General features: G+C 26.4%; 11 protein-coding genes and 2 tRNA genes. 4 read left to right on the top strand and 9 right to left on the bottom strand.

Annotation, left to right across the window (positions count from 1 at the left end; all coding sequences use genetic code 4):
• Positions 1-50 precede the first annotated feature (50 nt).
• The gene (locus MCRO_RS02180; protein ID WP_013054154.1) at positions 51-503 is read left to right on the top strand and encodes a hypothetical protein; all 453 of its coding nucleotides are present in this window, start codon (positions 51-53) and stop codon (positions 501-503) included.
• Positions 472-1,839, top strand: coding sequence for an MAG4530 family protein (locus MCRO_RS02175; protein ID WP_158300403.1), 1,368 nt, complete (start codon positions 472-474; stop codon positions 1,837-1,839). Before MCRO_RS02180 ends, MCRO_RS02175 begins: the two co-directional genes overlap by 32 nt.
• A 459-nt stretch (positions 1,840-2,298) precedes the next feature.
• Here MCRO_RS02175 and MCRO_RS02165 read toward each other — a convergent pair.
• The 9 genes from MCRO_RS02165 to MCRO_RS02125 all read right to left on the bottom strand — a co-directional run bounded on the left by MCRO_RS02165 (position 2,299) and on the right by MCRO_RS02125 (position 11,467).
• Positions 2,299-2,374 (bottom strand) — tRNA-Lys (locus MCRO_RS02165).
• Positions 2,375-2,397: 23 nt separating this feature from the next.
• A tRNA-Leu gene (locus MCRO_RS02160) sits at positions 2,398-2,485 on the bottom strand.
• 106 nt (positions 2,486-2,591) lie between these two features.
• A complete protein-coding gene (locus tag MCRO_RS02155) occupies positions 2,592-3,245 on the bottom strand; it encodes a deoxynucleoside kinase (RefSeq protein WP_041594050.1) in 654 nt (217 codons plus the stop codon).
• The gene (locus tag MCRO_RS02150; RefSeq protein WP_013054578.1) at positions 3,245-3,904 is read right to left on the bottom strand and encodes a deoxynucleoside kinase; all 660 of its coding nucleotides are present in this window, start codon (positions 3,902-3,904) and stop codon (positions 3,245-3,247) included. Before MCRO_RS02150 ends, MCRO_RS02155 begins: the two co-directional genes overlap by 1 nt.
• Before the next feature lie 169 nt (positions 3,905-4,073).
• Entirely contained in the window at positions 4,074-5,036 is a 963-nt protein-coding gene (locus MCRO_RS02145) for an ABC transporter permease (protein WP_013054153.1), read from the bottom strand.
• A 2-nt stretch (positions 5,037-5,038) separates the two neighbouring features.
• The gene (locus tag MCRO_RS02140; RefSeq protein ID WP_041594049.1) at positions 5,039-6,907 is read right to left on the bottom strand and encodes an ABC transporter permease; all 1,869 of its coding nucleotides are present in this window, start codon (positions 6,905-6,907) and stop codon (positions 5,039-5,041) included.
• Entirely contained in the window at positions 6,891-8,459 is a 1,569-nt protein-coding gene (locus MCRO_RS02135; protein WP_013054283.1) for an ABC transporter ATP-binding protein, read from the bottom strand. The genes MCRO_RS02140 and MCRO_RS02135 overlap by 17 nt, the downstream gene beginning before the upstream one ends.
• A gap of 76 nt (positions 8,460-8,535) precedes the next feature.
• Positions 8,536-9,843, bottom strand: coding sequence for a BMP family ABC transporter substrate-binding protein (locus tag MCRO_RS02130; protein WP_013054693.1), 1,308 nt, complete (start codon positions 9,841-9,843; stop codon positions 8,536-8,538).
• A gap of 160 nt (positions 9,844-10,003) precedes the next feature.
• A complete protein-coding gene (locus MCRO_RS02125; RefSeq protein ID WP_013054742.1) occupies positions 10,004-11,467 on the bottom strand; it encodes an MAG3090 family protein in 1,464 nt (487 codons plus the stop codon).
• Positions 11,468-11,612: 145 nt separating this feature from the next.
• Here MCRO_RS02125 and MCRO_RS02120 point away from each other — a divergent pair, with 145 nt between their 5' ends.
• Together MCRO_RS02120 and MCRO_RS02115 are read left to right on the top strand one after the other, a co-directional pair.
• Positions 11,613-11,969, top strand: coding sequence for a hypothetical protein (locus MCRO_RS02120; protein WP_013054484.1), 357 nt, complete (start codon positions 11,613-11,615; stop codon positions 11,967-11,969).
• The gene (locus MCRO_RS02115; RefSeq protein WP_041594048.1) at positions 11,947-13,218 is read left to right on the top strand and encodes a hypothetical protein; all 1,272 of its coding nucleotides are present in this window, start codon (positions 11,947-11,949) and stop codon (positions 13,216-13,218) included. The genes MCRO_RS02120 and MCRO_RS02115 overlap by 23 nt, the downstream gene beginning before the upstream one ends.
• Positions 13,219-13,542 lie beyond the last annotated feature (324 nt).

Genomic DNA, 13,542 nt, shown 5'->3' with positions numbered 1-13,542 from the left:
TTAATAAAATAAAATTTTAAAATTGCTAAAAAAATTAAAAAAGGATAAAAATGAATACAAATTACAATCAAAGTTCTGAACAAGAACTTGAGATTTTATCAAACTTTATTTTAAACGTTAAAAATAATAGTTACTATAAATTTATAATAAAAAAAGAAAATAAAACTAATGAGGAAATGAACTTTATAAATTTATATAATGATAATTATAAAAAATGACTTAGTCATTTTACAAAATTAGATGGAAATCTGATATCCGGTACGGAAATAGATGAAATATTAAATAAGAATATAGAAGTTTTTAAAAGCCTTAAGATAACAGATGAAGTTGTTAATGATGTGAATAATTTTCCATTTAAAATAAGAATTTTTACAAAACTAAAAATTGTGTTAAAGATTTCAAAATTTAGTAAAATTGTGGATAGTATTTATTATAAGGCATTAGACGATTTGATTAAGTGAAATAACTTAAATGATTGAGGTTGAGGTTCTGGTGGATATTAATAAAAAAATTAAACTTTGTGAAAAAATACACAACAAGAAAAAATGGTATATTCATATACTTTTAATATTTGATTTAATATATTTATCTATCTTTTCATATTTTATATATTTAATCATTCAAGAAAGAATAAATCCGGATATAAAAAAAGTTATTGAAGATTCAAAAGAGTTATTTCAAATAATTATTGGCTTAATTATTTTGTTTATACCTGCTGCATGGTTCTTTATGTATTATGTATTAACATTGTCTATATCAAACAATTATTGGTTTAATTTGTATAGATCTTTAAAAAAATTAAATTTATATTTCTTCTTTACTTTTAAATTTAATAATATTTCAAAAAAGATTTCAATTGATGAATTTAATAGCAATGAAGTAGGATTCTTCAAATTTATGTCTAATAATCAAAACAAATATGCATTGCAAGGAAGTGCTTCTATAAAATATAGATATAATGATTTTTATAGAGATGTAAATGATTTTGATTTTTTAGCAACAACTCAAAAACAAATAGACTTAAAAAATTTATCATATGAAAACTTAAATATTGAAAGCAATTATCTAAATTTAGGTAAAGGAAAATATTATAATAAAAGTGTTGAATTAATAAATGTAAAGATTATTCCACAAAAATCTATTTATCTTAAAGACGGTGTAATGATACCTAATTTATATTGAATGTTTGCTATGAAATACTCACAAATCTTCAAATTAATTCAATCATACAACATTAAAGATACCATTCCAAATTATGATAATAAATTAAATAATTCGCTTAAAGATCTTGCTTTTCTTTTAACGAAGAAAAATATCTTTAGTAAGAAAATGTTTTGTAAAGAATTAGAATTATTAATTACAACTAATTACTTTTTATCGCTTGTAATAAAAGAAAAAAAGGTAATAGATTTATCAGATGAAGATCAACAACAAAATCTAATTAATTTTATAAAAACATTTAATTTTAATGATTCGAATCTTATTGAGGTTAAATTGTGATTAAGTGAAATCAACAATATTATTTTTAATAATAAGAGATTAATGATTATAAGTAAATATATGAATTCTAATACTACAAATATGTCTAATTTACTAACGAGATTGGACAACGAGAAGATAATAACAAATGTAGACAATTATGAAAAAATAAAAGTTAAAATAAACACACAAAGATTTTTATCCAATTATCAAGAAATTGATTTTAATTATCACAAAGACAATTTATACAAGTTCTTAAGTTCTTTTGAACATCTAGATACAAAAAATAATGAATCTGAAATCGATATAAGATTAATATTAATTTATGATTTGATTAAGGAGTTAAATAAAAATGAATAAAATAACTAAAAATTTCTATATTGGTGCATTCATAGTATTTACTTTATTATCTATATCTTTATTTTTAAATATATTTCTACAATTATATATTCTCATTAGTTTTATAACTGCATTTACCTTAATAAGTATTTATATTTGGTTCAATTTGTATAATTACACATTTAGAAAATATCGAAATTTTTGACTTAATTGTTCAATACTATTAGTTTTGTTAATAATATTTACTTTAACAACAATATTTAGAATTATTTTTCCAAAAGCAGAGGTTACAAAGTACATATTTAATAATGTGAGATTAAACTGATTTATTTCTTATTTAGCTTTATTTCTACTTTCTTTAACACTTCCGGTTGCAACATATTACTTATATAAAGAACAAATAAAGTTTTTAAAACAAGACCATTAAATAATATAAAAATCACCATAAAAATGGTGATTTTTTACGTCAATTTCTTGAAATGGTACGCTCTAGAGGATTCGAACCTCTGACCCAATGGTTAAAAGCCATTTGCTCTACCTGCTGAGCTAAGAGCGCACTTGCTTCTTAATAAAAGAAGTTGGTGCCCAGAACTGGACTTGAACCAGCACGATCATAACAACCGAGGGATTTTAAGTCCCTTGCGTCTACCTATTCCGCCACCTGGGCAATTTAATTTGCTTGTTGCTTTTCTATTATACATTAAAAAAAAATATTTCAATAGAAAAAACATAATTATTTTTAACTTATTTATTTTAAAAAATACTTGTAATAATTACAAGTATTTATCTTTTATTTTTTCAATTTCATTTATTACTTTTTCAAGAACTTTTTCTTCATTATTTTCGTTGGCATCAATTATTACAAATGGTATTTTATACCTATTAGCAAGACTAATAAATTCATCTTTGTACATGCTTCATAATCTATAAAAGTAATCTAGATTCTCATCAAAATTATCAACTTCACTTGATCTGTTTCTTTTTATTATTCTTTGTTTAACAACTTCAAAATTAACGTCAAGGAATAAAGCGAAATCTGGATTTGTTTTTACATCTAGTATATGTTCAAACAAAGCTTCAAATGCCTCAAAATATTTGGCCGGTTTTTTTTCAAGAGTAATTTTTGCAAATATATAATGTTCTAGAGTAAAACGATCTAGGAACATAAATGCTTTTTTATTTTTAAATTTCTTGTTAAATAATTCTAAATGTTCATAGAAGTTTTGACTTAGAGCTTCTACAATGTATGATTGAAAACCAAGATCAATATTTGGTTTAAAGCCATAGCATCAATTTAAAAAGGTGTTAAATACAGGATCATCATTTTCAAATTCTTTAACCATTATAGAATTTGTGTAATGTTGTGATAATTTGTTAGTTATTGTGCTTTTTCCAGAGCCTATCATTCCACTGATTGATACAACCATTATTTGCTTCCTTTTTCTACAAATTTATCAATAACTTCTATCGCCTTTTTAAATACTTCTTGTTCATTTAAATCATCAGTATTAATGATTACGTAGTTAAGGTTATATTTTGCTGCTTGTTTGATAAATAAGTCCTTATACACACTATATAACTTATAGAAGTATTCATAGTTGGCTTCAAAGTTATTAACTTCAACACTTCTTCCGCGGCTAAATAATCTCTTCTTAAATGTTTCGAAAGTCATATCTAAGTATATTGCTAAATTAGGTGTTTCATCTTGTGTGATGAGTTTTGAAAATAAAGCATCGTAGCCGTCTAAATATTTTTTTCCCTTTGCTTCTAAATTAACATGAGCAAATATGTAATGTTCAATACTAAAACGATCTAAGAATATATGTTCATGTTTTCAATCCTTAGAATTTTTTTTGTAATCATTTAGTAATTCTGATAATTTAGTTGTATGATTTTCAACAACATATGATTGAAAACCGATAGTAAGATTAGGACGCTTTTCATAAAGTCATTTTAAGAAGGTGTTAAATACTTCATCGTCCTCTTCAAATTCTTTTAGCATAACTGACTTGGCATAATATTTATTAAGTTTTTTACTTAAAACACTTTTACCACTACTGATCATTCCACTTATTCCAATTAACATTTTTACCTCCATTTTTTTATTTGTAAAATTATATTAGCATAATAAAAAGGCTTATCTTTTAAAGACCAAAAAAATTTTAAAAAGTGGAAATTCCACATTTTATATTTATATAATTTTTTTATTTTTAATTAAAAAAACTTGGCTTGAAAGCCAAATTTTATAGTTATTATTATCTAACTGATTTATCGTAATTAATACCGGCTGCTTTTGGTGCTTTTGACTTACGGGACGTAAATGCTAACACTGTTAAAGTTATGACAAATGGAATTAGAGAGAATAATTTTTTGTATGGTGCAATAGGAATTAAAGCATCTCATTGTGCAGATTGTAATGATAATGTAAATCCGTAAATGAACGAGAATCCTAATGCAGCAAGTATAATATATAGACCACGTCATTGTCCCATAATAAGGATAGCTAGAGCCAAGAATCCCATTCCAAGAACGTTTCCTGAAAATGTTGATCCTAATTCTTGTGCCATAAATGCACCAGCCAATCCTGATAGGGCACCTGAAATACTTATACCTTGTCATTTATATCTATTAACATTAACTCCAGCAACATCAGCTGCTTGTGGGTTTTCACCAATAGCTTTTAATCTAAGTCCTCATCTTGTGTATTTTAGAGCAAGTATAGCAGCAATTGCAATAATAGGAACTAAGAATATTTTAAGTGATACTATACTTCAAAGATTAGTAACTCTATTTTGACTTAGAGCTAATTCATTTATTGCATAGTCAATTTTTTCTTGTGTCGAAACTATAAAAACCATTGTTAATGCCAATCCACCAGCAAGGGCGTTAATTGCAACTCCTGAAATGGTATGGTCTGATTTAAGTTTGATAGTAGCTAATCCATGTAGTCATGAAAACATCATACCGCCGACCATACTAAAAAAGAATAGTGGGATTTGGAATCATGCTGTGCTAAAGTTAGGGTTTGCATCAGTAATAGGTTTTAAAACTCATCTTGCTAGAACAGAATAAGTTAAAGCACCCATAATCATCATTCCATCGATTCCGATGTTAATGATACCAACTCTTTCGGAGAACAAACCACTTAGCCCACCAATTGCTAGAACACAAAAGTATAGAGACATAGCACTAATCAATAAAACGAAGAATGACTGCATTATTAATTACCTCCTATGTTAGTTTGTGTTGATTTTTTATTGTTTTGTTTTGCAATTAAAAGTTCTTGAGTTGCTTTTTTATTTTCTTCTTGTAAAGTTTTTTTGTAATTTGCTTTTAAATCTAAAATATTTTTATTTGCGATTTTTTCTTTTTCAATTATAAGAACTTTTAGCTCTGAAATTTCATGATTTAGTTTTTCAACTTCTAAATTATTAGATTCAATGTTTTTTGAATTTTTTGAATTAGTTACTTTTTTGACTTGATTGTCTTTTTCAAGTTTTTTTGCTTTCAAATCATTAACTTCATTCTTTGCGTTTTTGATGTTAACTTTAAGTTCATTTCTTAAATTGTTTAATCAAGTTAAAATATCTAATACTTCTTTATCGTAGGTATCTTTAGCAATTTTTAGATCAGCTAAATAAGTCATTTTAATCTCATCAGCTTTGTAGTAATTTAGTTCAATTAACTTGTTTTGAACATCTTTTTTGTTTGTTGAAATATCTGAAAAATATCTTAAAGAATCTTCATTAGTTTTAACATCTTTAATTGATAGGTTAAAACTTATTCCATTATTTAATTTTGTAAGTTTATTCTTTAATTCTTTTATTTGGCTTGCTTTTGCTTTTATTTCTAATTTAGCATTTGCTAAATCTTTTTTATAAAGTTTTTTACGTTTTGCTTTAAATGAATAGTAATGATATCTTCTTTCTCAGTATTTCTTGAGCATAAATAATTTAATGTATTTAATACTAAATTCAACTACTTTGAAATTAAAGAAGATATTGCTTAATGCAGCTAAATAAACGATTAAACCACTAATTACTTGTGTTGATTCATTTGTTATGCCAAGACCTTGCAAGTTAGCTGATTCCATTATCGAAAATAATATTGATGAAAATATTAATCCGATTGGTGAATTATAAGCTAGTAGAGAAATAGGAATAGTATTAAATCCCATAAGTAGTGGTTGCCCAATTATGTTATACTCTTGTTTAAATATAACATAGTAAATTACTCCTGCAAATCCTGCTAATGTTGATGATACACCCATTAGTGTGATTGTAAGAACTTTTTCATTACTTCCAGCATATTTACTTACATTTTTGTTAAGACCATTCATTTTAATTCTATACCCTATTGTTGTTTTACTTAAAACAAATCAAACAGTTACACATAATGCAAGAGCTATGACTAAGAATAATGGTCATATTCTGTCGTAGTTAAACATAGAATTAGCTATATCTTTTATTTCTATTCTAAAACTTCCTGTGTTATCTGGTTTCCCAAATCCAGCAGGTGAGTTAGTGAATAAGAAAGTTGCTATATATAATATAATTCAGTTCAATAGAATTGTTGAAACAACTTCATGAACATTTAAGAATGATTTTAATAATCCTACAAATGCTCCAAGCAAGAAACAAGTTACTAATGAAACTATTAATGCAAGCATAAATATTCAAAAATTTATCTCAATGCCATTACTTTGAAATGTGAGAATTATAACTAATGAAATTATTCCACCAGTCATCATTTGTCCAGGTATACCTATATTAAATAATCCGGCTTTAAATCCTATCGAGATTCCTAAAGTAGCAATTATAAAGATTACAAAGTTTATTGCAAATAAATCTCTAATGCTTTTAAAGTCTGCGAAAACTGATTTTGTAAGCATTGTAGAAAAAACAGTAAATGGATTTTGTTTTAAAAAGATAATGAAGATTGATGAGATAAGTAACCCAAAGAAGATAGCTCATAATGAGTTGTACATTCTTCTTCTTGCATATCCTTTTTCTTCACTCTTGTAGTTATGAACAGCTTTATTTAGAAAACCAGAAACTTTATCGTTAAATGTTTTAATTTGATCTTTCATGGTTTTCCTCCTTTTTAACATCGGCCATTCATAGACCTATTTGTTCTCTGGTAACATTTTCTTTGTTAGCCATACCTTGAATTTTTCCATTTGATATAACCATTATAGTATCTGCAAGTGAAAGAACTTCATCAAGTTCATATGAAATTAGTAAAATTGCTTTTCCTGCTTCTTTTTCTTTAATGATATCTCTATGGATTTGGTTAATGGCTCCAACATCAAGTCCTCTTGTAGGTTGAACAATTATTATGAGGTCGTGTGGTGTAAGCATTTCACGACCAACGATTGCTTTTTGTTGATTACCACCCGATAATGAACGAGCTTTCGATCTTCCTTCTCTAGCTCCTCTAACATCGAATTTTTCGATTATTTCTTGAGAAAATTCGTTTCTCTTACCTACTTTTATGTATGATAATTTATTAAAAAGTGGATCCGTCAATCTTCTTAATATTGCATTTTCGTTGATAGTATAATCTAAAACTAGTCCATATTTATGTCTATCACCTGGGATGTATGAAAGACCTAGTTTAGTTTTGTTTTGAACAGAGTAATTTGTAATATTAAGTTTTTCATAACTATCATTTTTATCATTTTTCTTATTGAAGTATATGTTTCCTTCATTTGGTTTGATTAATCCCGAGCAAAGATATTCGATAACTTCTTGACCGTTTCCTTCAACTCCAGCAACTGCTAGAATTTGACCTGATTTAACTTCAAATGATAAATTGCTTACACTTTTACCGTGTTTAGCACTTACATTTTCAAATTCTAAAATTGTTTGACCAAATTTCGCGTTTGAAGAATTTTTTGGTAAGTTAATTGTTTGACCAACCATAGCAGTGGCCAATTCTTGAATAGAAGCCTCTTTAACGTTGTAATTACCAATAACTTTTCCATGTCTAATTACTGTGGCTGTATCAGCTACTTCTTTTATTTCCTTTAATTTATGTGAAATAAACAGAATTGTTTTACCTGTTTCGGCAAATCTTTTAAATGTTTTTAAAAGACCTTGAATTTCTGCATCTGTTAACACAGCGGTTGGTTCATCAAAAACTAAGATATCACTATCTCTATAAAGCATTTTTAGAATTTCAACTTTTTGCTGGGTTGAAACTGTAGAATCACCTGTAACTTGATTTAAATCAAAGTTAAGGTCATATATTTCTTGAATTGCTTGAATTTTTTTCTTAGACAAAGCAAGATCCATTTTTCCTGCTTTGCTATATTCAGAACCTATAATTATGTTTTCTAAATTGGTATAAATATCAACAAGTTTAAAATGTTGGTGAACCATACCAATACCTAAACGATTTGCATCGTTAGGATTTTTAATGAATACGGATTCATCATTAATTTTGATGTATCCTTTTGTTGGCTCGTATAATCCGAACAAAATTGACATAAGAGTACTTTTTCCAGCTCCATTTTCACCTATGATAGCATGTATGGAACCTTTTTTTACCTTAAAACTTACGTCATCATTTGCTCTAATTCCGGGGAAATCTTTAGTTATATTTACGAACTCAACTGCATTTTCAATTTTTGTTAGCATTTCCCTCCATATAAAAGTAAATTATGTATTGAATACATAATTTACCATAATTTTTATATTAATAAATTATTATTAATTATTTTCCTTCGTTAGCATTTTGAGCTAATGTTTTTAGGTAGTTTAATAATGAAACACCTTTATCTTTAGCATTAACTGCTTCTAAGTATCTTTTATCATCTAGTGTTGTAGGAATATCTTTAATAGCTTTAAAGTTTGTTTCCGCTTCTTTTAATGCTGCTTCTGCTTTGACTTTATCTTCTCCAGCAACTTGTGTAGGAGCAAATCCAACTAGGTTGTTAGCATAATCTCCGTTAACTACAACGCTTTTTACACCAACTTCAAAACCTTTAATAATTTTGTATTTGTCTTTTCCTGCATATAGTTCTGAAGCTATATCATAGTTACCTTGTGCAATACGTTTTGTGATTGATGAGAAGAATTTTGTTTTGTGTGATTCATATGAAAGTGATTGATCGACGTCAACACCAATAACTAGTTTGTCGTTAAATTCTGCACCTTTCATTTTTTCAAGTAATTCACCTGTTGCAGGACCTGCTACTGGTAAAATAATTGATGCTTTACTTGTAATAGCCGCTGTTACAGATGCTGTCATTGCATCACCTGGAACAAATCCTGATGCTAAGTCAACTTTATCTTGAGTTAAAATAATTTTTGTTTTCTTATCTGTATGTGCTTTATTATAAGCTCTAATTCCTTCATAGAATCCTCTTATAAATCCTGTAACACCATCAAATAATCCACCACCGAATGCATAAACAGAACGTTTTTCTGCATCTTTAGCATCTGGATATTTTTTAGCAAGAAAGTCTGCTGCTGCATATCCTACTATGTATGCTGATTGTTCAACTTTAAAAGTTAATCCAATTCCATATCCTTCTGGTACGGCTGGAATATAATCTGTTCCAACAATAATAGATTTATTTTTAATCATATCTGCATTATATTTTTTATAGAAGTTTGAAATTGGGTCAGCATGTTTGAATCCGCTTAGTAATCAAACATTCATTTTGTTTGATAATGCATCGATATATTGAGCTTCGATTTTTGAATCATCACCTGGTATTAGGTGCATGAAATTCTTTAACATTCCATATTGATTTGCTGCTAATCATCCACCTTCATATGTTGATTGGTTGAATGATTTATCGTTAATACGTCCAGCATCGGTAATCATAATTACAGATTTTTTGTCAACGGCTTCAAGTTTTTCTCCACCTTCTAATTTAACATCACCAATTTTTGTTTCAAGTTTGTCAGGAGCTGTTTGCAATGTTTTATTTCCACATGAAATTGCGGTCATTGATGCTACTGTTAAAAGTGAAACTGATCCTAATGTTAATAATAATTTTTTATTTTTTATCATATTTTCCTCTGTATAAGTATTCTGTCATCTCTCTTATTCAAATGACATAATTATTATATTAAAAAAATATTTAAAAGTAAAATATATTTTCAAATCTTGTAATCAAGATAAAAGATTTAAAATAAATAAAAAACCGCTTAAAAACGGTTTTTATAGTTTGTTAAAACATTTGAATTGCGCCTGCTAATTCTAAGATTAAAATAATTAGAATGATTGTAAATAACGCTAACAATGATCAAAGTATAATGTATTGAACTGTATCTGGTTTTTTAGGTTTTTGTTCATTTGGATACATGTTATATCTATCAATAACTCTTGTGTGTTCTTGAGTATAAATAGCTGGTGTTGGTACCATTGTAGGTACTGGTTGTACCATTGGTGCAACAACAGGAGTATTTTGTACTGGTTCTGGTTTTTGATTAACAGCTAGTGTTGTAGTTGTTGTAGTTGTAGTTGTTTTTGTATTTCTTTGTTCATTTTGATTTTGCATAGTTTCTCCTACATTTTCAGCTTTTGGTTCTTTATTTGCTAATGTTGCATTAACTAATGCGTATTTTGGTGATTGTCCAATTTTATAAATTACTAATGGGTATTCATATTCGATTAGAGGTATAAATGCTACTTGTTTATCATCTAGTAAAACAAATGATGTAGCATGTGCAACTCTTTCTTCTTTTTCTGAAAATTCATCATCATAATAAATTGCATTATTCACTGAATCTTGCAATTCAGAATTTGGTGTTACTGAATTCGAGAAATTATTTGTTTGAATTTTAAAGTTTTCTAATAATGCTTTAATTTGAGTAATTTCTTTTTTAGATTTTACTGATTCTTGTAAAATTGTAAAGTAATTAAATACATTGTCAAAATTTTTCTTAATTAATAATGCATCACTTTTACAACATTGGTTACCAATTAAGTGTTGTGTAATGTATTCTAATTTTGAAATGTATAAATCAAGTGAAATAATTTGATTTTTAAGGTCTAATTCAGAAATATGTGTAAATACTGCTTCAAACTCTGTTGGAATAACTCTTGTTTTTTCTGCTTCTTCAAGTTCTTGAATTTGTTCTTCCAATTCTTTAATTTTTTCATYTGTTAAACTATCTTTGTTTTTAGCATTTCTTAATTCGATAATCAATAATTCAATATCTTCTTTTGCTTTATCAAGTTCAACTTCTTTTTTAGATTTTCTTTTAGGTCTTTCGTAGTCATCTTCAGCTGGAAAGTATTTAATCGTTTCTTCCATAAAGTATCTTTTGTAATCTTCTTCGATTTTAGCTACTCTATTTTTAGCTTTTGTTTCATCACGTAGTCAGTTTCTTGGATTAATGTGAAATTCTAAGCAAGTTTCAACATAACCAATAGAACCATCAAAGTTATCAACAATAACTTCATGTTCCATTCCAGCTGTTTCATCTTTTTCTGAAACTATTTGTCCACCTCAGATACCTTCTTCATTGTGGAATCAACATATACATTCTATTCCCTCGTGTAAATATCAATCCATTGCTTCTGCTCTGGTTTTGAATGCTGCTAAATTACCCTTTACTTTTGGGTGTTTTAGAAATCAAGGATATTTTTTATTCTTTTGAGGTGCATATGTACATTGTAATCTTTTCATATATTCTCCTTATATAATTTATTTGCTTATAGATTAATTATAAATTAATTAAAATATTTGAAGCATTTGAAAATGCCTGTGTTATAGGCGAATAAGGAAAACATATTAAATAATAAAATTTTATTAATTTATTTATAATTAAATTATGTCTTATAAAATTAATGATGTTGCCTTTGGAAACATAATAAATATAACTGAAAATTCTATAACTGTATTAACAAAAGATGGTTATAATTTTTTGATTTTAAAAAAAGATATAACTGACTGAAAAAATACAAAACTTAACTTTATGTTTAATATTAATGAAAAAATTAATTTTATAGTTCTTACTTGTGAATCTAAAAATAATTGTACAGGTTCATTTAAATTTAATCATCCACAATTTTCAAGAAGTCCGTTTGAGTATGGTTTAAATCCTACTAAAGGAAATTTTAAAAAGTTAAAAAATAGTGTTGATCAGTTAATTGGAGAGTACAAAAATGATAAAAACAAAATCAATTAATTTTACCCCACACCAATATGATAATACAAATATACAAGATGAATTAATCGATATTAATAAAAATCTACTAAGTAAAAATATAGTAGATTTTGAGAATTTGGAATTCAATGATATAGCTTTTAATTACTCAATTAGTGGGATAACTAAAATAATTAACATGTGTAAAAACTTACAAGATAATTGCGAAGATAGACTTGAAGAACTTTTTATTTTTGCTCCTTCATATCATATTAATAATATTTTATCTGCTTTAAATTTCTTATATGGAGAATCTTATCAATATAAGAAAAACTCAATAAAAATAACTTTCTTTGAACATTATGAATCTTCCGATTCGTTGCAACAAAAACTCAATTATCTTAATTCAAAAATAAAACGTAATTATGGAATTATTGTTTTAGGCGAACTTGATAAAAATAAATATTTTACAAGTTTTGTTAAAAAAGTTTTTGCTGATGTACAATCGAGTTTAGGCCCAAGATTCTTAAAAAATAATATTTTTATAATAGGGAAGTATCATACCGTTAATTTATTTAAAAATATTAAAATTAATCCTTACAACATTTTTGTAACACCTGATAATATTTCAGATAATAACGCTTTTTTTACTGAAAATACACTATTTCCACTAGCTTTAATTGGTGTTGATATCCTAAAATTAGTTAAAGGTTATAAAGAAACTTCACTTAATTCAACAAGTATTGACTTAGAAAATAATTTAGCTCTTAAATTGGCTTCAAATTTATTTCATGATTTATATAATTTTGGCTTAGATCGTACTCATTTAAATATTATAGGATCAGAATCTAAAAGACTAAAAAACATATTAGATATTCATTTATTCAACCAGAACATTTTCAATATTTCTCGAGATATTGTTTCGATAGGTTTCTATGGTAATGAAAATATTCATACACAAGGACAAATGCTAATAGATGGAAACAAAAATAAATCAATTATTTATTTTGTTGTAGACGGTGAAGATATTGACTATCAACCTTCTTCAGAAGTAGATGTAGTCGATGGTTTTTATAACCTTGAAATTAACTCCCTTAACAAATTAAAAAATGATTCTTATGTAGTTTTTAGAGATTATCTTTCATCATTTAGTGCTAATATTAAAATACTTGAAATTTCTTTATCTGACTATAGCGAAGAAACATTGGGAAATCTAATAGCTCTTATATATTATCTTAATATATATTATGCTTGTTTAGTTGGCGAAAACCCTTTTATCAATCATAAGTAAATTTAAAGTTCTTGTCACACATGAATTAATTTTAAAAAAGTTTCTTATACATTAAAAATACCTTCTGGTATTTTTTGTACAAAAAAATCATTATTAAATCAACTTCTACTGAGTTATGTATTTTTATTTTTTACTATATTTTCATTTAAGTTATATAAATTACTTTATATTTATCCTATTTAAAACAAAGAAAAAAGGAGCGTTGCTCCTTAATTCTGCGATTTATTTTTTACATTTTATAATAAAAAGAATTCCATAAGGACTTTTACATCTTTTTATACAGCTTACGCCGCATGTATATTTTAGCAAATTTTTTACTTTTTT

The organism is Mycoplasma crocodyli MP145 (assembly GCF_000025845.1).
GTDB lineage: Bacteria > Bacillota_I > Bacilli_A > Mycoplasmatales > Metamycoplasmataceae > Mycoplasmopsis > Mycoplasmopsis crocodyli.
Note: the sequence above shows the minus strand (reverse complement) of the source record. Positions and strands in the feature narration are given on the sequence as shown.